At 64.6% G+C, this 20147-nt stretch carries 19 protein-coding genes; 6 read left to right on the forward strand and 13 right to left on the reverse strand.

Annotation, left to right across the window (positions count from 1 at the left end; genetic code table 11):
* Positions 1-11: 11 nt before the first annotated feature.
* Entirely contained in the window at positions 12-1013 is a 1002-nt protein-coding gene (locus CH256_RS00840; protein WP_094668612.1) for a phenylacetaldoxime dehydratase family protein, read from the reverse strand.
* Positions 1006-2064 carry a carbon-nitrogen hydrolase family protein gene (locus tag CH256_RS00845; RefSeq protein ID WP_094668613.1) on the reverse strand — a complete coding sequence of 353 codons (1059 nt, stop codon included), beginning with the start codon at positions 2062-2064 and terminating at the stop codon, positions 1006-1008. The genes CH256_RS00840 and CH256_RS00845 overlap by 8 nt, the downstream gene beginning before the upstream one ends.
* Before the next feature lie 300 nt (positions 2065-2364).
* On the opposite strand from CH256_RS00845, the gene styD reads away from it, so the two are divergent.
* From styD to CH256_RS00875, 6 genes are all read left to right on the forward strand, one after another.
* Positions 2365-3849, forward strand: a complete 1485-nt coding sequence (gene styD, locus CH256_RS00850; RefSeq protein ID WP_094668614.1) for a phenylacetaldehyde dehydrogenase StyD — start codon at positions 2365-2367, stop codon at positions 3847-3849.
* Positions 3850-4103: 254 nt separating this feature from the next.
* Positions 4104-4673, forward strand: a complete 570-nt coding sequence (locus tag CH256_RS00855; protein WP_082899042.1) for a TetR/AcrR family transcriptional regulator — start codon at positions 4104-4106, stop codon at positions 4671-4673.
* A gap of 88 nt (positions 4674-4761) precedes the next feature.
* Positions 4762-6708: a primary-amine oxidase gene (locus tag CH256_RS00860; RefSeq protein ID WP_094668615.1), complete on the forward strand. Its 1947-nt coding sequence runs from the start codon at positions 4762-4764 to the stop codon at positions 6706-6708.
* Complete coding sequence (locus CH256_RS00865; protein ID WP_094668616.1) at positions 6701-8122, forward strand: APC family permease; 1422 nt, start codon at positions 6701-6703, stop codon at positions 8120-8122. Before CH256_RS00860 ends, CH256_RS00865 begins: the two co-directional genes overlap by 8 nt.
* An 11-nt stretch (positions 8123-8133) precedes the next feature.
* Positions 8134-8610, forward strand: coding sequence for a hypothetical protein (locus tag CH256_RS00870; RefSeq protein WP_143536493.1), 477 nt, complete (start codon positions 8134-8136; stop codon positions 8608-8610).
* 141 nt (positions 8611-8751) lie between these two features.
* Positions 8752-10272 carry a GMC family oxidoreductase gene (locus CH256_RS00875; RefSeq protein WP_094668618.1) on the forward strand — a complete coding sequence of 507 codons (1521 nt, stop codon included), beginning with the start codon at positions 8752-8754 and terminating at the stop codon, positions 10270-10272.
* Positions 10273-10302: 30 nt separating this feature from the next.
* Here CH256_RS00875 and CH256_RS00880 read toward each other — a convergent pair whose 3' ends face one another.
* From CH256_RS00880 to CH256_RS00930, 11 genes are all read right to left on the reverse strand, one after another.
* A complete protein-coding gene (locus tag CH256_RS00880) occupies positions 10303-11208 on the reverse strand; it encodes a helix-turn-helix domain-containing protein (protein ID WP_094638831.1) in 906 nt (301 codons plus the stop codon).
* 1 nt (position 11209) lies between these two features.
* Positions 11210-12517, reverse strand: coding sequence for a phenylacetate--CoA ligase PaaK (gene paaK / locus CH256_RS00885; protein WP_094638830.1), 1308 nt, complete (start codon positions 12515-12517; stop codon positions 11210-11212).
* 16 nt (positions 12518-12533) lie between these two features.
* Positions 12534-13628, reverse strand: a complete 1095-nt coding sequence (gene paaE / locus CH256_RS00890) for a 1,2-phenylacetyl-CoA epoxidase subunit PaaE (protein WP_094668619.1) — start codon at positions 13626-13628, stop codon at positions 12534-12536.
* The gene (gene paaD, locus CH256_RS00895) at positions 13628-14089 is read right to left on the reverse strand and encodes a 1,2-phenylacetyl-CoA epoxidase subunit PaaD (protein WP_373454764.1); all 462 of its coding nucleotides are present in this window, start codon (positions 14087-14089) and stop codon (positions 13628-13630) included. The genes paaE and paaD overlap by 1 nt, the downstream gene beginning before the upstream one ends.
* A 41-nt stretch (positions 14090-14130) precedes the next feature.
* Positions 14131-15048 (reverse strand): 1,2-phenylacetyl-CoA epoxidase subunit PaaC, encoded by a 918-nt coding sequence (paaC, locus tag CH256_RS00900; RefSeq protein ID WP_094668620.1) that lies wholly within the window; start codon positions 15046-15048, stop codon positions 14131-14133.
* Between the two features lie 28 nt (positions 15049-15076).
* The gene (paaB, locus tag CH256_RS00905) at positions 15077-15439 is read right to left on the reverse strand and encodes a 1,2-phenylacetyl-CoA epoxidase subunit PaaB (protein WP_094638826.1); all 363 of its coding nucleotides are present in this window, start codon (positions 15437-15439) and stop codon (positions 15077-15079) included.
* Positions 15436-16383 carry a 1,2-phenylacetyl-CoA epoxidase subunit PaaA gene (gene paaA / locus CH256_RS00910; RefSeq protein WP_094668621.1) on the reverse strand — a complete coding sequence of 316 codons (948 nt, stop codon included), beginning with the start codon at positions 16381-16383 and terminating at the stop codon, positions 15436-15438. Before paaA ends, paaB begins: the two co-directional genes overlap by 4 nt.
* Before the next feature lie 120 nt (positions 16384-16503).
* On the reverse strand, positions 16504-17274 hold the full coding sequence (locus tag CH256_RS00915; protein ID WP_094668622.1) for an enoyl-CoA hydratase/isomerase family protein: 771 nt from the start codon (positions 17272-17274) through the stop codon (positions 16504-16506).
* Entirely contained in the window at positions 17271-18122 is an 852-nt protein-coding gene (locus CH256_RS00920; RefSeq protein ID WP_094668623.1) for a 3-hydroxyacyl-CoA dehydrogenase family protein, read from the reverse strand. Before CH256_RS00920 ends, CH256_RS00915 begins: the two co-directional genes overlap by 4 nt.
* Positions 18119-18841 carry an enoyl-CoA hydratase/isomerase family protein gene (locus CH256_RS00925; RefSeq protein ID WP_068054486.1) on the reverse strand — a complete coding sequence of 241 codons (723 nt, stop codon included), beginning with the start codon at positions 18839-18841 and terminating at the stop codon, positions 18119-18121. Before CH256_RS00925 ends, CH256_RS00920 begins: the two co-directional genes overlap by 4 nt.
* Entirely contained in the window at positions 18838-20037 is a 1200-nt protein-coding gene (locus tag CH256_RS00930; protein ID WP_094668624.1) for a thiolase family protein, read from the reverse strand. Before CH256_RS00930 ends, CH256_RS00925 begins: the two co-directional genes overlap by 4 nt.
* Between the last annotated feature and the right edge of the window lie 110 nt (positions 20038-20147).

Below are 20147 nucleotides of genomic sequence, written 5' to 3' on the forward strand. Positions count from 1 at the left end.
CTCCCGTCTTCTCACAGGGTAGAACGCTCCGCAGCGGTACGCAGTAGACCCGTGCGGTCGTGGCAGCCGAAATATTCGAAGTACTGTTCGTCCGCCGCCGCGACGGTCACCTCGTGATAGAGCCTCAGGGAGGCCGCGGGCCCCATCGTCGACAGATACTTCAGCGCGGCACCGAAGATGGCGACATGCGTCGGATGCGACTCGGCCCATGCTTCGAGGTCGCTCAGACTGCGCCACCAACTCATGCCGAAGGACTTGTCGGTATCGACGCCGTTGTCGTCGACCACCGTCATGTATCGGTTGGCGAAGCAACCGATGGCCAGTCCGTCGTCGCGGAGGAAGTCCATGCCGGCGCGCAACACCGGTTCGACGTCCCGCAGGTACGTCTCTCGTTCGGACCCGGCCGTATCGGCCCAATCCTGCCCGGATCGGATGAGGCAGAGGTTCTCCTGCGGCACAATTGTGACTCTGTCGCCGTCGCGTACGACCTGAGGCTCCCCGCTGGGAGCAAGCGAGTCAGTCTGCGACAACGGGATTCGATCCCGGACCCCGCCCCAGTAGGCATGCTCTTCGATGGTTCCACTGAGTGAATCCGTCAGAGTGGCAACACCTTCCATGCGGCCGGTGGAGGAGAAGAGCGTCTCGTAGCGGTCGACGGTCGGTCTGATGATTTCGACGAAACGGCCTCTGACGCTCGTCCAGTGCTGACCGACGGAATCGAACCAGCGATCGAACACCGCGACGTCGTCCCAGTAGCCGATGAACACCGTCGTGTCGATACCCTCCTCGTCGGTGTAGCGGGCCCGGTCCGTTCGGGACGGACCCTCGTCACCCCACGGGGAGGCGTCGGGCAGGCCCTGTATTCCGAAGTAGCCCATCACTACTCGTTCGGTGGATACCGGAAAGCGGGCAACGTAGGACGGAAAGGGTGGCTGGTAGCCCTCGGGTGTGCGACGCGGACACGACCGGGGAACGACGAGATGATCGGGGATCGCGGATTCGAGTTCAGACACGGGCGGCGTCCTCGTCGCGAGCGAGCTGTTCGGTGATCTCCAGACGTAGCTCGGCCGCGACGTCCTCGGTGAAGTCGTACCGCGCGTTCGCGACGGGCTGCGCTCCCGACACGACGCGGTCGCCGGGCGTCTTGTCGAGCCACAACCGTGTCACGTCTGGGCGGGAGTAGTGGCCGGCCGGGTCGGCGGCAGCCTTGGCGATCGAAATGATGCTGGTGTCGATGTCGGCGTAGACGATGCCTTCCGCGTCGGGTGCGAGCGGCTCGTGCATCAGTTGGCCGTCGGGCGCGAAGATGCGGGCATGACCGCCGCCTGCGGTGAGCATCGTGCGCTTGGCGTCGTCGGTGCACATGATGTCGATCATCTCGGGGGAGACGGTCGCGCAGGGGCTGATGACGAAGCAGCCGCCTTCGACGGCGTAGATGCGGCTGGCAGCGGTGTTGACCTCGGTCCCGAGGGCGTAGGCTGCGCCGGTGTAGAGCGAGAAGCTGGGCCAGGCGCCGATGTGCACCTGCTCGTTCTGGGCGTACATCGCGTACTTCGACAACGGTTGCAGGTGCTCCCAGCAGCACAGTGCGCCGACGCGTCCGAGGTCGGTGTCGTATACCGATAGGTCGGAGCCGTCACCTTCGCCGTACACGGTGCGTTCGACGTGAGTCGGCTTGAGCTTGCGGCGCATCGCGACGGTCTTGCCTTCGGCGTCGATGATCCACTGGGCGATGTAGAGGCTTGCCTTGTATCGCTCGCTCAGGCCCATCACGACCATGATGTGGTTGTCCCTGGCGGCGTGCGCAATTCGAGCCGCCTGAGGTGTTCCGTACTCCAGTGAGTTGTCGAAGTAGCGCTGCGTGAACTGAAACCCCCACACCGGTGCGTCGAGCCAGATGTACCAGGGGTAGCCGGGCAGGTAGGTCTCGGGAAATGCGATGAGTTCGGCTCCGGCGCGGGCCGCGTCCTCGATCAGGCCGATCGCCTTGTCGATCGACGCGTCGAGATCGAGAAATACCGGCGCGGCCTGGACTGCCGCGGCGCGAAACTGGTGGTGTGTCATTGCGGGCCTTTCGTGTGGGAGGGCACCAGTTTTGCCTGCTGAGAGGCCGATGGATGGCCTCGAAGTGTCGAGATATTTGACTCTCCGTCGCATGCCCGGGCGGTGAAACACGGCGGTAACCGGGGCCCGGTGTGTCGACACATATTCGTCATACCGACCCGTTGGCGTGGGGCTGAGGACGGTGCGCATCTGCCGCACAATGTGTGCGCGATCACACAAGACCTTCTCGCCTGTCCGGGCGCAGTCTGGACCGGACACGCCACAGGTGCCGCGATCGGCCCCGAGAAGGAGCTTGTAAATATGACCGCAGTTCAAGAATCGGCCGCACCGTCGTTGCCGACAAACACCGCCACCGAGCTCTACATCGCAGGGCAGTGGCACGGCGCTTCCGACGGCGGCACGTTCACCGACCTCAACCCCACGACGGAACAGCCACTGGCCGAGGTTGCTGCAGCCACGGCGTCGGATGTCGATGCTGCGGTGCGTGCGGCTCGCGCCCAACTCGGTGGCGAATGGGGTGCCACGCCCGGAGTGGTCCGCGGACAGCTGCTCAATCGAATTGCCGATCTGATCGAGCGCGACGGCGATCTGTTGGCGCGGCTCGAGGCCCTCGATGTGGGCAAGCCGGTTGGTCAGCCGGCCATGCTCGACATCCCCAATGCGGCAGCCACTTTTCGGCACTTCGCCGGCTGGGCCGACAAGATCACCGGGAGTTCCATCCCCACTGCGGGCTACTTCGGGCAGCCGACGCACTCGTACACCGTGCGCGAACCCGTCGGAGTGATCGGCGCGATCGTTCCGTGGAACACCCCACTGATGATCGCCGCATGGAAGCTCGCGCCCGCGCTGGCCGCGGGAAACACGCTCGTCGTCAAGCCGCCGGAGGATGCGCCACTGTCCATCCTGCATCTCGCACGTCTGATGGACGAGGCCGGTCTGCCCGGTGGGGTCGTCAATGTCGTTCCAGGACTGGGAGAAGTGACCGGAGACGCGTTGGTCGGGCATCCGGACGTCGACAAGATCAGCTTCACCGGCAGTCCTCGCGTCGGCAAGCTCATCGCCAAGAAGGCTGCCGATACGTTCAAGCGGACCACGCTCGAACTCGGCGGAAAGTCCCCGCAGATCATTCTCGAGGACGCGGATCTCGAGGCGGCGATCAACGGAACCGCGATGGGACTGTTCTTCAACCAGGGCCAGGTGTGTGCTGCCGGAACCCGAGTGCTGGTGCATCGCTCGCTGTACTCGCAGGTGGTCGACGGCCTGGCCGCTGCGGCGTCGGCTCAGGTGTTGGGTGATCCGTTCGATCCGTCGACGACGATGGGCGCACTGGTCAACGCGAAGCAGCGCGACAGCGTGCTGGGGTACATCCAGGCCGGACGCGACGGCGGAGCACGAGTGGCGGCGGGTGGCGGACGGCCCGACGGCGCAGGGTATTTCGTCGAGCCGACGATCTTCACCGACGCCGACAACGACATGAAGATCGCGCAGGAGGAGATTTTCGGTCCCGTCGGCACGGTGATTCCGTTCGACACCGCCGACGAGGCCATCGCCATCGCCAACGGCACGGTGTACGGACTGGCCGCGAGCATCTGGACCCGAGACGTGTCGAGGGCGCACACCCTTGCTGCGCAGGTTCGTTCCGGCGCGGTGTGGGTGAACGGTTGGGCCGCAATCGATCCCGCACTCCCCTGGGGCGGCATGAAATCCAGTGGCACGGGCCGTGAACTCGGATGGGCCGGAATCGAGGCCAACACCGAGGAAAAAGTCGTCACGATCGTTCTGTAGAGCTGACGCAGGTGAGCGGGAGTGGAGCCTGCGGAACGACCCAGGTGAGCGGAACTTCGACCCCTGCTACGAGGTTCCGCTCACCTGGGGTAACGCGGTGTTTACCGACGGAAGCGCGATTCGTAACGAGCAGGTCGCAAGATTTAGTTCAACGGACGTAGAACAACGTTCGAACGGATCGGAAGGCGATGATGACGATGCCCGAACCCTAGGTCCGAGCAGGGGGCCGCTACCGTAGGGCTGTGCCGAAGCTCGTGGATCACGACGAACGCCGCCGCGCGATCACCGCGGCAACCTGGCGTTTGATCGCTGCCAAGGGGATCGATGCCGCGAACATGCGGGACATCGCGACCGAGGCGGGATACACGAACGGTGCACTGAGCCACTACTTCGCGGGCAAGGACGAGATTCTCCGCACCGCATTCGAGCACGTCTTCGAGGCAACGAACCGCCGTATCGACGAAGCGCTGGGCGATGCAACGGGATTCGATGCACTCCGCATCTTCTGTCGAGAAGTGATGCCGACGACCGAAGAGACTCTGCTCGAGGCGAGAATTGCAGTCTCGCTGTGGCAACGCGCGATGTACGACGAGCACATGGACGACACCAACCGTCGATCCCTGGTGTCGTGGCGGGCGCGAATGGCGGAGTTTCTCGAGCAGGCTCGTGCGGAAGGCGACGCCGGCGACTTCGACGTCGATCTCGCCGTCGAAACGTTGCTCAACATGATGATGGGCATGCAGATTCTCGGCGTGCTCACTCCCGATGACACCACTGCCGACCGGCAGTTCGAGATGCTCGATCGGTTCATAGCTCAGCTGTAGCCACCCTGCTGGCGGGCGATTCGATTCCGCTCGCATGCCTTCGTTATTCAACGTCTGTAGAACCAACACCCGACCTCGAGGAACACCCATGCCAACCCTCACGCCCCACGCAATCGACCACGCCTTGTCGTTGCCCACCGAAGACGAGATCGCGCAGGTTCGAGACATCGTCGACGCCGCCGGATTCGTCACTGCTGCAACCCGGTTCGTCTACGTCGGACTGGACGAACCGGACAAGGCCGAGCTGTATATCGCCGACCCGACCACTCGACGCACCTTCCGGGTGCTCTTGCACGACATCTCGACGCCCGATGCCGTCGACCTTCTCGTCTCCCTCGACGAGCGTCAGGTGATCGGCTCCACCCGGCTCGACGCGATTCGTGACGGCCAGATGCCGGTGCTCGACGAGGAATTCGAGCTCGTAGAAACGGTGCTCTCCACCGATCCGGACTGGCTCGCCGCGCTGGCTGCCCGCGGACTGGACGTAGCCGACGTTCGAGTGGCACCCCTGTCGGCAGGTGTGTTCGACTACCCGGGCGAGCACGGCCGACGCATACTGCGCGGCTTGGCCTTTCGGCAGGACTACCCCGCCGATCACGCGTGGGCCCATCCCATCGACGGGCTGGTCGCGTTCGTCGACGTGATGAATCGGACGGTGGACAAGGTTGTCGACCTGGGGGTGGTTCCCATCCCGGAGGAATCGGGAAACTTCGACGATCTGTCCGTCACCGGCCCGCTGCGCACCACGCAGAAGCCGATCGAGATCACCCAACCCGACGGTCCGAGCTTCACGGTTCGAGGCAATCGCGTCGACTGGGAGAAGTGGTCGTTCCGAGTCGGCTTCGACGTGCGTGAAGGTCTGGTGCTGCACCAGATCGGGTTCGAGGACGGCGGTACCGTCCGTCCGATCATCCATCGCGCTTCGATTGCCGAAATGGTTGTCCCTTATGGTGATCCATCGCCCGTGCGGTCGTGGCAGAACTACTTCGACACCGGTGAGTACCTGGTGGGACGGTACGCGAACTCACTCGAACTCGGGTGCGACTGCGTCGGAGACATCACGTACTTCGACGCCGTGATCGCCGACGAATTCGGCAACCCGAAAACTCTGACGAACGCCGTGTGCATGCACGAGGAGGACTTCGGGGTGCTGTGGAAGCACACCGATCTGTGGTCGGGATCGCAGGAGACCCGTCGTCAGCGCCGACTCGTGATCTCCTTTTTCACCACCATCGGCAACTACGACTACGGATTCTTCTGGTACCTCTACCTCGACGGCACCATCGAATTCGAGGTCAAGGCAACCGGAATCGTGTTCACCTCCGGGCATCCCGGTGGCGACTACCCGTACGCAACAGAGATCGCCCCGGGACTCGGAGCGCCGTGCCACCAGCATCTGTTCAGTGCGCGACTCGACATGATGGTCGACGGTATCGGCAACTCCGTCGAGGAGATCGAGACCCGCCGGATACCGATGGGACCGGACAACCTACACGGCAATGCCTTTGCTCTGCAACACACCTCACTGGCCACGGAAGCCGAGGCGCAACGTATCGCCGACGGCACGGTGGGCCGCGTCTGGCACGTCACCAATCCGACCTCGCTGAGCCGGCTCGGAAAGCCCGTCGGATACACGCTGCACCCCGAAGGCCAGCCATTGCTGCTGGCCGACGACAACTCGTCGATCGCGCGACGTGCCACGTTCGCCACCAAGCATCTCTGGGTGACGCAGTTCGACCGAAGCGAACGTTATGCCGCAGGCGATTTCGTCAACCAGCATCATGGGGGAGCGGGTCTGCCGGCGTTCGTGGCGTCGAACCGTAGCCTCGTCGACGAGGACATCGTGCTGTGGCACACCTTCGGGCTCACCCACTTCCCGAGACCCGAGGACTGGCCGATCATGCCGGTGGACTACACCGGCTTCAAACTGAAGCCCGCGGGATTCTTCGATCGCAACCCCACCCTCGACGTGCCGCGCTCGAGTTCTACGCACTGCGCCGCCTCGAGCTGCGAGAGCGGTGAGCAGAATGTCTGAAACGCAATCGAATTCGACGGCAGGTGCGCTCCGCGGATCCATCGGCGTCGTCGGAATCGTGTTCCTGGTCATCGCCGCTGCAGCGCCGCTGACCGCCATCGGTGGGGCCCTGCCGGTCATGATCGCGACAGGTAACGGAGCGGGCGCTCCGCTCGCCTACATCGTCGCGGCGATCGTCCTGCTGATCTTCAGCGTCGGGTACGCGGCCATGAGCCGACACATGGTGGACACCGGTGCGTTCTACGCCTACGTGGAGAAGGGGTTCGGGAGAACCATGGGCCTCGGTGCTGCGGGTCTGGCGCTGCTGACGTACACCGCCATTCAGGCGGGCATCTACGGCCTCGCCGCATCGACCGTCGACAGCCTGGCCGTGAAGTACGGCGGACCCGACCTGCCGTGGTGGTTGTGGGCGCTCGGTCTCGTCGCGATCGTGGCGCTGCTCGGCTACCGCAGCATCGATCTCGGTGCCAAGGTGCTCGGGGTGCTGCTGGTGCTCGAGATCGGCATCATCGTGATCCTGTCGGTCGCGGTGTTCGCCAAGGGTGGTGCCGCGGGCATCGACGTCGAATCGTTCACTCCCTCGGCCTTCTTCAGCGGATCGCCCGGCATCGCCCTGATGTTCGCCATCGCGTCGTTCATCGGTTTCGAGGCCACCGCGATCTACGGCGAGGAGGCGCGTAACCCAACGCGTACCGTTCCGATTGCGACCTACGCCGCTGTCGTCACCATCGGACTGGTGTACGCGGTGTCGAGTTGGGCCGTCGTGCTCGCTTTCGGCAGCGCATCCGTCGCGCAGGCCGCTGCGGACGACACGGCGGGATTGACCTTCGCCGCTGCCGCCCAGTATCTGGGCCCGATGTCGGCGGACATCATGGAAATCATGTTGGTCACCAGTCTCTTCGCCGCTCTGCTGGCGTTCCACAACGCAATCGGGCGGTACGTCTTCGCACTGGCCCGGAAGGGCGTCGCCCCCTCGTCGTTGGCGCGCACCCACTCTCGGCACGGCTCCCCGCACATGGGGTCACTGTTCCAGACCGGCTCGGCAGGAGTGGTTCTCGCGGTCTTCGCAGCAGCAGGCGCAGACCCGGTGCTGGAACTGTTCACCTGGATGTCCGGACTGGCCACCGTGAGCATCCTGGTTCTGATGATCCTCACGGGCGGCGCGATCATCGCGTTCTTCCGTCGATCGACCGTGGATACGCGCACCTGGCACACCGTCGTCGCCCCGGCACTCGGAACCGTGGGGCTGGTGGCGATTCTGGGTCTCGTGCTGGACAACTTCACGCTGCTGATCGGTGGTTCGGGAGTGCTGGCCACCCTGTTGTTGGTCGTCGTCGCGGCGTTCTTCGCCGGAGGGCTCCTCGTAGCGCGGCGGACCGGATCTCGCGCTCGAGATCTCGAACCGACGGGCTGACACCGATGGTCATGACGGTGCTGATGGCGCTCGGCGCGGTGGGTGCTGTTCTCCCACTGATCGGACGCCGCAGCCACACGGGACGGGTCCGGTGGGCTCACCTCTGCATGGGCACCGTTATGGCCGCAATGGTGGTGTTCGGCACGGACCCAGCGGTAGCGCTGATATCGATACTCGCGCTCGTTGCCGCTGCCGTCCACGTGACCGCGGATCGGCCTAACACTGCGAGAGCGATCCCCTGCGCAGTGGACCTCACCTGCATGGGTGTGCTGCTGATGCTGCTGCCGTCCATGCACTCCCACGCGGATCCGCAGGTGTCGATCCGGCACCAGCACGGAGTCGGGGCGGATCCGAGGATCGTCGCGGCCCTGCTCCTGATGGTGTGGATGGCCGTAACGATCCACCTGCTCCGCACGAACCCGCCCGGACGACAAGTGACCGCGGGTTCCGCACTGATGATCCTCGGAATGGCACCGATGATCCTCTGACGGAGACTCCCCCACGTGGTCGCTCCTGCCGGCTCCGCTCCCGGTGCGCATCTGACCCAGAATGTGTGCGCTCAGCGACATGTTTGCGTTCGCGGATTCGGCCACTGTTGTGTCGACGGTCACAACAGAAAGAGGCAGCGCATGTCGACGGATTACATCGTAGTGGGAGCAGGATCAGCGGGAAGCGTCATCGCCCGGCGCTTGCTCGATGCCGGGCATACCGTGCACGTGATCGAAGCCGGACCGGTGGATACCGACCCGGCGATCCACTCACCCCAGGGCTGGCCGACGCTGCTCGGCGGATCACAGGACTGGGGACTGTTCACCACCCCGCAGAAGCACGCCAACGATCGGCGGATATTCTGGCCGCGTGGACGCGTACTCGGCGGCAGCTCGTCCCTCAACGGAATGATTTACGTCCGAGGGCATTCCAGCGACTACGACGGGTGGGCGTCCGCGACAGGCGATGCCGGGTGGTCGTGGGAGAACGTACTGCCCCTGTTCAAGCGCTCGGAGTCACACGAGCTCGGAGCCAACGAGTTCCACGGCGGCGACGGGCCACTGCCGGTGTCCATCATGGGCACCCCGCATCCCCTGGCGGCCGCGTTCGTCGACGCGGCAGTCGAGCACGGACACAAGCTCATCGACGACTTCAACGCCGACGAGATGGTCGGCGCGGGCTACAACCACACCACCACCCGTGACGGTGAGCGGATGAGCGCGTGGAAGAGTTTCGTCGGGCCGGTGCTGAACAATCCCGATCTCACCGTCACCACCGGTGCGCTCGTCCACAAGGTGGCGCTCGAGAACGGACGAGCGGTGGGAATCGAGTTCAGTCGCGGCGGCTCCGAAGTACAGCGTGCGTTCGCCGACCACGAGGTGATCCTGTGCGGTGGAGCCCTCGGCTCACCGAAAACGTTGATGCTCAGTGGAATCGGCCCCTCCGATCATCTAGGTGCACACGGTATCGACACGGTGGTGGACCTGCCCGGCGTCGGCGACAACTTGCACGACCATTTGCTGCTGAGCAACATCTACGAGGCACTCGAGCCGCTCGCGGCCGGTACCAACAACCTGCTCGAGGCGCAGTTGTACGCCCGCAGTGCCGGATGGGAAGGCGCTGCACCGGATCTGCAACCCCTGTTCATGCACATTCCCTATCCTGCAGACGGATACCCGGTGCCCGAGAACGGCTACACCATCGCACCCGGCATCGTCGCTCCCCGCTCGCGCGGCACCCTCCGGTTGGCGTCCTCGGACCCGAGCGAACTACCGCTGGCGGATCCGAACATCCTGGCCGATCCGTACGACCTCGAAGCGATGGTCGACGCGGTGGAGATCTGCCGCGAGATCGGTGCCTCCGACGCGTTCGCGCCGTGGCGCAAGGCCGAGGTGGTTCCGGGACCGAGTGCGCGTACCCGCGACGACCTGCGAGCCTACGTTCGCCAGACCGCCGGCACGTATCACCATCAGGTGGGGACCTGCAAGATGGGTGCCGATTCGGACGCGAATGCGGTTGTGGGAGCTGATCTTCGAGTGCGAGGTGTCGACGGCCTACGGGTCGCGGATGCGTCGATCATGCCGACGGTGCCGTCGGGCAACACCAACGCGCCGACCATCATGGTGGGCGAGCGGGCCTCGGATCTGATTCTCGGGGCGTGATTCGTGGTCGGGTGAGGGCGGCGTACGCCCTCACCCGGCGCGATACTCGCGCGGCGACATGCCGTACGTCTCCTTGAACAGTTTCGAGAAGTTCGAGGAATCGATCAAACCGTTTCGCGCGCAGATGGTTCCGATGCTGTCTGCCGCGAAGCGGGGGTCGCGTAGTTCGCGGTGGCATCGTTCGAGTCGCCTGGATCTGATCCAGCCGGCCACGGTACGGCCGTCGGACTCGAACAACTTCTGCAAGTAGCGCGTCGAAATATGGAGTCGCGCAGCGATCGACGCCGTGGACAGTGTGGGATCGGACAGATGCGACTCGACGAGGCTCTTGGCCTCGATCAGGAGCGTGGAACCCGGCGCATCATGGGGAGCCGCGTCGTCGAGAGCAGCACAGAGAAGGTCGAGCACCGCGTTCTCCAGCATCGGCGTCGCCGGCAGTGTTCCGTCTGCGGCGTTGCGGCGCAGATTGAACAGAAACGGCGAAACCAACGCGCCGACGCCGTGATCGCCCTCGATGCGACGCGCGGCAACGGTTGTCAACTCACGGGAATCGATGCGGAGCGCGTCGCGGGGGAACATCACCACGAACATCTCGAAGTCTCCGACGAAATGAAGGTCGTACGGGGCACTGGTGTCGTACACCGCGAAGTCGCCCGGCTCCAGCACGGCCTCGCGGTCGTTCTGAACCAGCGTGCCGCGGCCGGTCAATTGCAGTCCGACCTTGATCAGGCCGGGATCGGCGCGCTTGATGGTGGCGCGGGTGCGCCGCACGTCCACCTCGCGCCCCGCCACCTCGCTCAGTTGCAGCGATCCCAACGTCGACGACACCAGGGTGCCCTGGAACGGAGACTGCCCGGTGGACACAGCGTCGAGCGGCACGAACGCCGTCGAGACGTTCTCGCGCCATTGCTCGAAATCCTGTGCCACCGGGCTCATGTCATACGGCCGGGCGGTTGTCGATCAGCCTGCGGGCCTTACCGATCGAACGCTCCAACGCCGCCTGCGGCAGTACGTCGACGTTCACCGTCACACCGATCCGATTCTTGACCAGCTTCTGCAGCGTCACGCCAAGGCCGGCGTACTGATCGGACGGCACATCGGGCCTGGCCTCGACCCGCACCGTCAGGGAATCCATTCGGCCTGCGCGATCGAGTACACACTGGAACTGAGGTGCGAGTGCGGGGACACCCAGGATGAGCTCCTCGATCTGCGTCGGGAAGAGATTGACGCCGCGCAGGATGATCATGTCGTCGGTCCGGCCGGTGACCTTCTGCATCCGACGCATCGTGCGGGCCGTGCCCGGCAGCAGACGCGTCAGATCCCGGGTGCGATACCGCACGATCGGCATCGCTTCCTTGGACAAGGACGTGAACACCAATTCACCCTCCTCGCCGTCGGGCAGAACTTCGCCGGTCACCGGATCGATGATCTCCGGGTAGAAATGATCCTCCCAAATGTGCAGTCCGTCCTTGGTTTCGACGCATTCCATCGCCACACCCGGTCCCATCACCTCGGACAGGCCGTAGATGTCGACGGCATCCATCGCCAGAGTGTTCTCGATTTCGGTGCGCATCTCTTCGGTCCACGGCTCGGCACCGAACACACCGGTCTTCAGCGACGTCTTCGCGGGATCGATCCCCTTCTTCACCATGGCGTCTACGATCGTCAGCATGTAGGACGGGGTGACCAGGATGGCGTCGGGTTCGAAGTCCTGGATCAGTTGGATCTGACGATCGGTCATGCCACCGGACATCGGAATGACCGTGCAGCCGAGTCGTTCTGCGCCGTAGTGTGCGCCGAGCCCGCCGGTGAACAGTCCGTACCCGTAGGCCACGTGTACCTTGTCGGAGGGTTTGACGCCACCCGCGCGGAGACTGCGGGCGATCAGATCGGCCCAGTTGTCGATGTCCTTGGCGGTGTAGCCGACGACGGTGGGGCGACCGGTGGTGCCCGAGGACGCATGAATGCGCGAGACCTGGTTCTGCGGCACGGCGAACATGCCGAACGGGTAGTTGGCCCGCAGGTCCTGCTTGGACGTGAAGGGGAACTTCGCCAGATCGCTCAGGTCCTTCAGGTCGCTGGGATGCACTCCGGCATCGTCGAATGCCTTCTTGTAGTGCGCCACGTTGTCGTAGGCATGCTGCAGCGACCACCGCAGACGCTCCAACTGGAGAGCGGATATCCGGTCGCGAGAAGCGAACTCGATGTCGGGGGTGTCGGTGGGGGTGGACAAGACGCTGGTCATGGCAGTCTCCGGGGGATCAGGCGTCGAAGTCGACGGTGACGGTGTCGCTGACGGGGAAGGTTTGGCAGGTGAGCACGAAGCCGGCGTCGACCTCGTTGTCCTCGAGCGCATAGTTGCGACGCATGTCGACGTCGCCGAAGGTCACCTTCGCGCGGCACGTGCCGCACACTCCGCCCTTGCAGGCGAACGGAAGATCGGAGCGCAGCTGCTCGCCCGCGTCGAGAATCGACTCGTCCTGAGGCAGTGCGCCTTTCACCTCACGGCCGTCGAGGATGATGGTGACCTCGCTGCTGGGCCCGGTGACGCCGGGCTCGCGGTGCTTCTCCTGCGGCGGCGGAATGTCGTCGACGTAGAACAGTTCGTGGTGAATGCTGCTCTTGGCGACGCCGAGTTCCTTCAGCACGTCCTGTGCGTCGTTGACCATTCCGAACGGGCCACACAACCAGAAATGATCGATGTCCGCTGTGGCGACGACAGTGTCGAGTATCTCGCGCAAGCGCTCGGCATCGAGCCTGCCGCTGAACAACTCGACCTCACGCGGTTCGCGGGACAGGACATGAATGATGTCGAATCGACTGCCGTACTGGTCTTTGAGGTCGGCTATCTCCTCGGCGAACATCACCGTGCGTGTGCGCCGATTGCCGTACAGTAGAACCACTTCGGCATCGGGGTTGGCGAGCACGGAGGCCGCGATCGACAGCATCGGGGTGATGCCGGATCCGGCCGCGATGAGAACGTGCCTGCCCGCCGCTGCCGGGTCTGCATGGAAATTTCCGGTCGGGCCCTGAACGTCGATGCGGTCGCCGGCCTTGACCTCGCGGACGAGCCAGGACGAGAAGAGGCCATCGCTGACCTCGCGAACGCCGACGCGTGGACGCGAGCCCGCGGGTGCACAGATCGAGTAGGAGCGGCGATGCTCCACACCGTCGATCGTGCGGCTGAGCATCAGCGACTGACCCGGCTTGAAGTCGAATTCCTCGCGCAGATCCTCCGGTACGTCGAAGGTGACGGCCACTGCGTCGTCGCACAGTGATTCCACATCGGCGACGGTCAGGGTGTGAAACGGCTTGTTGCGCTGGGTCTTCTGTACGGGCTCGGCGGTGACGGTCATCAGATTTCCTTGACGTGGTCGAAGGGTTCGAGGCAGTCGTCGCACCGATACTGGGCCTTGCACAGCGTCGCGCCGAACTCCGACGTCAGACGGGTGTTGACGGAACTGCACTGCGGGCAGGCGATCTCGCGGGGTTTGACCGTCAGGGTCAACGGAACCGGGCCGGAGGTGCGGGTCGGAGCAGGACCGGGCGTCGAGTAACCGGATTCGCGTAGCTTGCGCAGGCCCTCCTCGGAAATCCAGTCGGTACTCCACGCCGGGGTCAGGCTGGTGACGATCTCGACGTCGGAGTACCCGTGATCGGTGAGCTTGTGCGCGATGTCGTCGCGCATCGTCGCCATCGCCGGGCATCCCGAGTACGTCGGGGTGATGGTGACGAGCACGCTGCCGTCCTCGCGGACTTCGACGTCACGGAGGACGCCGAGATCGTCGAGAGTGAGCAGTGGCATCTCGGGATCCATGACGGTGGCGGCGATCTCACGTGCCGTTCGTTGAAGGGTGGTCACCAGACTCCCTCCGGATGTGCTCTGGCCACTACCTGCATCTCGGCGATCAACGGTCCGAAGGCTTCGGTATGAATCCCACGTCGACCCCCGCGGCCGCCGATGGTGCCGACGGATTTACCCTCGGGTGCCTCGAGCTCGGCGGCGTGCAGAACTTGTGCGAGAACGGAATCGAACTCCTCGCGAACATCCCGCGGGTCGACGGCAACGCCCACCTCGGCCAGGGCGATCTCCTCGTCCGTGGGGAGAAACAGCTCGGAGATATACGGCCAGATTCTGGTCACGGCGTCGCGCACTCGTTGCTTGGATTCATCGGTTCCGCAACCCAGCGTCACGACCCAGCGGGCCGCGTAATCACGGTGGTACGTCAGTTCTTTGACACCCTTGTTCGCGACGGCAGCCAGGACCGGGTCGCGGGAATCCTGTAAGCGAGTGAAGACGGCGAGCCGCCACGTCGAGAACACGAGCAGGCGGACCTGGGATTTCGCGAAGTCGCCGTTGTCGAGTTCGGTGAGTCGCACGTTCCGGAAATCTGCCTCGTCGCGGAAGAACGACAGTGCATCCTCGGCCGGTGCGGGGGAGGTGTCCGAAATGAACGGCACCACCGTCGGGTCTGCTTTGGCGGCGCGGGCCAGCAGCAGCCGAGCCTGGCCGAGGAGATCGAGGCCGACGTTGGCCAGGGCCACTTCCTCTTCGAGCTCCGGTGCGCGGGTGCTCCATTGCGCCAGTCGCTGCGAGCTGATCAGCGCGTCGTCGCCGAGCATGAGGCAGTATGCGGCAAGGGCTTTCAGGTCGACGTCGTCGGGGACGGTGGTGTCGACTCCGGCGAGCGGGTCGTCGAAACTCGTTCCGAATGCCCACTGCCCGTGTGAATCCTCGTCGACGAGACCCTCGTAGGCGCTGTCGTGATCAGTCATGAGTGCTTGTCCTCTTGAAGAATGGGTCTCACATGTGGGGGACGTTGTCGGGGATCTCGTAGAACGTCGGGTGGCGATACACCTTGTCGCCGCTCGGTGCGAAGAAGGGATCCTTCTCCGACGGGGACGACGCGACGATCGAGTTGGACGGAACCACCCAGATGCTGACGCCCTCGTTGCGACGGGTGTAGACGTCGCGAGCGTGCCGCAGGGCCATGTGGTCGTCGGCAGCGTGGAGTGATCCGACATGCACGTGGTTCAGGCCGCGCTTGCCGCGCAGGAACACCTCGTACAACGGCCAATCAGCCTTGACGGCTTCTCTTTTGGGCTCGACCGGAACGTTGTCGGTGGGAACTGCTCCGTGGCCGCCCTCGGCGGTGAACTCGCTCATGATGCTGCGTTCCTTGCTGCGAATGCGGTTGCGGCCTCACGGACCCAGGCACCGCCGTCGTGCGCTGCGCGACGATTCGCGATGCGCTCGACGTTGGAGGCACCGTTGCCCTTGATCACCTGCATGAACTCGGACCAATCGGGCTCGCCGAAATCGTGCGACTGACGCTCTTCGTTCCACTTCAGATCCGGGTCCGGGAATGTGACGCCCAGAGCCTTCGCCTGCGGGATCGACATGTCGACGAAGCGTTGGCGTAGTTCGTCGTTGGTATGGCGCTTGATGCCCCACTTCATCGACTGCTCGGTGTTGGGAGACTCGTCGTCAGGCGGGCCGAACATCATCAGTGCCGGCCACCACCAGCGATTCACCGACTCCTGGACCATGGCCCGCTGCTCGTCGGTGCCGCGCATCATGGTGGCCAGCAGTTCGTAGCCCTGGCGCTGGTGGAAGGATTCTTCCTTGCACACGCGGATCATCGCGCGTGCGTAGGGACCGAAGCTGCTGCGGCACAGGGGAACCTGATTGCAGATAGCCGCACCGTCGACGAGCCAGCCGATGGTGCCCACGTCGGCGTACGTCAGGGTGGGGTAGTTGAAGATCGAGGAGTACTTCTGCTTGCCCTCGATGAGCTTGACCGTCAGGTCGGCGCGGTCCGCTCCGAGCGTTTCCGCGGCGGAGTAGAGGTAGAGGCCGTGGCCGGCCTCGTCCTGCACCTTGGCCATCAGAATCGCTTTGCGGCGCAGCGACGGCGCGCGGGTGAGCCAATTGCCCTCCGGCTGCATTCCGATGATCTCGGAATGCGCGTGCTGGGCGATCTGGCGAATGAGCGACTTGCGGTAGCCGTCGGGCATCCAGTCTCGCGGCTCGATGCGCTGCTCACGGGCAACGGTGTCGTCGAACCCGTCCTGCAGCGTTTCGGCGGACAGGGTGTTTGACGTGGTCATAAGTCCTACTTTCATTACCGAATGATCGGTTGGTAACCAGTATGCCTCGAAGTGACCCCGGGCACAAGAGCGGCTGCGCCGCACGTGCGCGAAACCTCGTAGCAGGGGTCGAGTTTCTGTTCACATGCCGACGAAGGAGGCTCTCGTCTTGTTCAGGAAGGCGTCGACGGCGGCCTTGTGGTCCTGCGTCTGGCCGAGGGTGGTCTGTGCCTGCGCCTCGCGGTCCAAGGCGTCGGACAGTCCCGATCGAGCGATCAGCGACTTGACCTGCTTGTAGGCCTGGGTGGGGCCTGCAGCGAGGGAGGTGGCGAGCGTGCTCGCGGTCTCGAGTACGTCCCCGTCCTCGACGACGCGATGCACCAGACCCCAGTCGAGGGCCTGCACGGCGGTGACCCTGTCACCGAGCAGCATCAGACCAGCGGCCCGGCTCGATCCCAGCGCCTCGACCAACGTGTAGCTCAACCCCGAGTCGCTGGCCAGGCCGATTCCGGTGAAGGCCGTCGCGAATGAGGACTTGGTGCCCGCAACCCGAATATCTCCGGCCAAGGCAATCCCGAGACCCGCGCCGACGCATGCGCCGGGGATGGCCACGACGATCGGTACCTCGAGCGAAGCCAGTCCGCGGATCACCGGGTTGTAGTGCTCACCGACGGTATCCATCGCCGTGGCCGGATCGGCCTCGAGTGCGGCGACGTGCTCGCCGAGATCCTGGCCGACGCAGAAGTTCTTCCCCTCTGCGGTGATCAGCACGGCGCGCACCTCGGGTGCAGCGGCGTTCTGGACGGCCTCCGCCAACGCAACCTTCGTTGCGACGTCGAGGGCGTTGTGTGCCTCGGAGCGCGCGAGGGTGATGGTCGCCAAGCCGTCGGTGATGTCGAACCGTACCGTCATGTGTTCGTCCAATCGTGAAAGCCGCGACCGGACTTGCGTCCGATGTCGCCGCGAGCAACCATGTCTCGCAACAACTGCGGGGGAGTGAATCTGTCGCCGAGGGTCGACGCCAGGTGTTCTGCGATGGCGAGCCGAACGTCCAACCCGACGAGATCGGTCGAACGCAACGGTCCCATCGGATGCTTGTAGCCGAGTTCCATGGCGCGGTCGATGGATTCGGCGTCGGCGACGCCCTCCTCCAACATCCGAATGGCCTCGAGTCCGAGGCAGACGCCGAGCCGCGAGGTCGCGAAGCCGGGGGAGTCGTTGACGAGCACCTCGGTCTTGCCCAGGAGCGACACCCACTGCTGTACTCGCTGCACCACGTCCGCGGAGGTGGCGGGAGCGCGCACGATCTCGACGAGAGTCGACGCCGGAACCGGGTTGAAGAAGTGCATCCCGATGAAGCGGCTCGGATCACTCAGTGCTGCGCCGAGTTCGGCGATGGAGATAGAGCTCGTGTTCGACGCGATGACCGCATTTTCCGATGCGACTTTGTCTATCAGAGCCAACACCTCGACCTTGAGCGCCGGAATCTCGGGCACGGCTTCGACCACCAGGTCGAGGTCGGCGGGTAGGTCCGCGGGCCCGGCGACGGTGGAGACCCGCGCGAGAATCGCAGCGGGATCCTCACTGAGTTTGCCGCGCTCGTGCGCCCGATCCAACCCGGTCGAGACTCGACCGAGGGCTGCTTCTTGGTCGGCGGCCTCGGCAATGACGACGGTGGAACCGAGGGCGGCGAATACCTGCGCGATGCCTGCACCCATGCGGCCGCCACCGACCACTGCCACCTTTGATGGAGCTGTCATTTCTTCTTCTCCAGAAATGCCGTCATTCGGCGTTGTTTGTCTTCGGTCTCGAACAGAACAGCCTGCGCGATGTCGTCGGCCCACGGGTGTGAACCAGGCGCATCGAGAATTTTCTTGGTCAGCTTCAGTGCCAGAGGTGCTTGTTTGGCAATGCGATCCGCGAGGGAATGCGCTGCAGCCAAGGGCTCGTCGACGACGTCCAGCACCAGGCCGGAGCGCAGTGCCACCTCGGAGTCGAGCGTCCGGCCACCGAGAAGTACCTGCTTGGCGACGGACACTCCCACCAAAGTCGGCAACCGGTAGCTGGCCCCGGCAGCAGCCATGATGCCCAGTCCCGGTTCGGGATTGCCGAACACCGCCGTCGGCGACGCGATACGGATGTCGCAGGCGTAGGACAGTTCTGCTCCACCGCCGAGGGCGTACCCCCGGACTGCGGCGATCGTCGGCAGGGGTAGTGCGGCGATGCGGTCGAACAGGTTTCGGTTGATGCCGCGCAATGCGTCGTCGCGGGTGCGGGCGCGCAGCTGGTTGATGTCGGCACCGCCGGCGAAATGCTCGCCCTGCCCCGTCAGGATGACGATCTTGGGATCCTGCTCCACGAGCGCGCACACCTCGTGCAACTCGCCGATCATCTCGGAATCGATTGCGTTGCGCTGCTTCTCGCGATTCAGTGTGACGACAACCCGGTCGGTCAGCTCCTCCACGACAAGTGTGTTCACGGTGCCTCGATCAACATCGACACGCCTTGCCCGACGCCGACGCACAGCGTTGCGAGCCCGCGGGACGCCTTCTCACGTTCCATGCGGCCCAACAGCGTCAACAGGATTCGAGCACCGGAGGAACCTAAGGGGTGGCCGAGGGCGATGGCCCCGCCGTCGGCATTGACGATGTCCTCGTTCAGTTTCAACTGGCGGATGACGCCGAGTGACTGCGCCGCGAAGGCCTCGTTGAGCTCGACGGCACCGAGATCGTCGGCAGACCACCCGGCGCGAGCGAGTGCCTTCTGTGTGGACGGCACCGGCCCGAGTCCCATGATGTGCGGTGCGATGCCTGCGCTCGCACTGGTGACGATGCGGCCCCGTACCTCGAGGCCGTACTTGTTCACGGCCTCCTCGGAGGCCACCACCAGCGCCGACGCACCGTCGGTGAACGGTGAGGACGTTCCGGCGGTGACGATGCCGTTCTTGCGGAACACGGTCTTCAGCGTGCCGAGCTTCTCGAGTGTGGTTCCGCGTCGCGGTGTCTCGTCCTCGGTGACCTCGCCGTTCTTGGTCGTGACGGGCACGATCTCATCGGCGAAGCGTCCGGCATCCTGGGCGGCGATGGCACGCTGCTGACTGCGGAATGCGAAGGCATCGGACTCTTCGCGGGTGATGCCCTCGCTGAGCGCGACCTCCTCGGCGGTTTCGCCCATCGACAGGGTGATCTTGGGATCGGTCCCCGCGTCGTGGGAAGCGAAGGTCGGATTGGTGAAGCGCCAGCCGAGGGAGGTATCGAAGATCTCGCCCGGCTTGGCCCACGCGGTTCCCGGCTTGGCCATGACCCAGGGCGCGCGCGTCATGGACTCGACGCCACCGGCCACGATGATCTCGGCCTCACCGCTCCGAATGGTGCTCGCGGCGTTGGCGACTGCGGTCAGTCCGCTCGCGCACAGACGGTTGACGGTGTAACCCGGCACGGTGTGGGGGAGTCCTGCGAGCAGAACTGCCATTCTGGCCACATCGCGATTGTCCTCGCCTGCCTGGTTCGCCGCACCGAGAATCACCTCGTCGATTTGGTCGACGGGAACGCCCGCGCGCCGGACCGCCTCGGCGACGACGATCGCGGCCAGGTCGTCGGGGCGCACGGTCGACAGCGCACCGCCGTAGCGTCCGTGCGGGGTGCGTGCGCCGGCCACCAGAAATACTTCGCCCACTTCGAACTCCTTCGTACGGTTGCGTCATTGATAACCGAACATTCGGTCGTTTGGCAAGGTCTGCTGCCCGTGGTGCTGTGGAATCGGCCATCGGCTGAGAAGATGTGGCA

The organism is Rhodococcus sp. 05-2254-6 (assembly GCF_002258565.1).
GTDB lineage: Bacteria > Actinomycetota > Actinomycetes > Mycobacteriales > Mycobacteriaceae > Rhodococcoides.

Bases quoted from the DNA above. Each gene is read 5' to 3' on its own strand.
- paaD (WP_373454764.1), bottom strand. From the start codon at position 14,089: ATGGATCCCGAGATGCCACTGCTCACTCTCGACGATCTCGGCGTCCTC.
- CH256_RS00920 (WP_094668623.1), bottom strand. From the start codon at position 18,122: ATGACAGCTCCATCAAAGGTGGCAGTGGTCGGTGGCGGCCGCATGGGT.
- CH256_RS00915 (WP_094668622.1), bottom strand. From the start codon at position 17,274: ATGACGGTACGGTTCGACATCACCGACGGCTTGGCGACCATCACCCTC.
- CH256_RS00865 (WP_094668616.1), top strand. From the start codon at position 6,701: ATGTCTGAAACGCAATCGAATTCGACGGCAGGTGCGCTCCGCGGATCC.
- styD (WP_094668614.1), top strand. From the start codon at position 2,365: ATGACCGCAGTTCAAGAATCGGCCGCACCGTCGTTGCCGACAAACACC.
- CH256_RS00860 (WP_094668615.1), top strand. From the start codon at position 4,762: ATGCCAACCCTCACGCCCCACGCAATCGACCACGCCTTGTCGTTGCCC.
- paaB (WP_094638826.1), bottom strand. From the start codon at position 15,439: ATGAGCGAGTTCACCGCCGAGGGCGGCCACGGAGCAGTTCCCACCGAC.
- CH256_RS00845 (WP_094668613.1), bottom strand. From the start codon at position 2,064: ATGACACACCACCAGTTTCGCGCCGCGGCAGTCCAGGCCGCGCCGGTA.
- CH256_RS00875 (WP_094668618.1), top strand. From the start codon at position 8,752: ATGTCGACGGATTACATCGTAGTGGGAGCAGGATCAGCGGGAAGCGTC.
- paaK (WP_094638830.1), bottom strand. From the start codon at position 12,517: ATGACCAGCGTCTTGTCCACCCCCACCGACACCCCCGACATCGAGTTC.
- CH256_RS00870 (WP_143536493.1), top strand. From the start codon at position 8,134: ATGACGGTGCTGATGGCGCTCGGCGCGGTGGGTGCTGTTCTCCCACTG.
- paaA (WP_094668621.1), bottom strand. From the start codon at position 16,383: ATGACCACGTCAAACACCCTGTCCGCCGAAACGCTGCAGGACGGGTTC.
- CH256_RS00880 (WP_094638831.1), bottom strand. From the start codon at position 11,208: ATGAGCCCGGTGGCACAGGATTTCGAGCAATGGCGCGAGAACGTCTCG.
- paaE (WP_094668619.1), bottom strand. From the start codon at position 13,628: ATGACCGTCACCGCCGAGCCCGTACAGAAGACCCAGCGCAACAAGCCG.
- paaC (WP_094668620.1), bottom strand. From the start codon at position 15,048: ATGACTGATCACGACAGCGCCTACGAGGGTCTCGTCGACGAGGATTCA.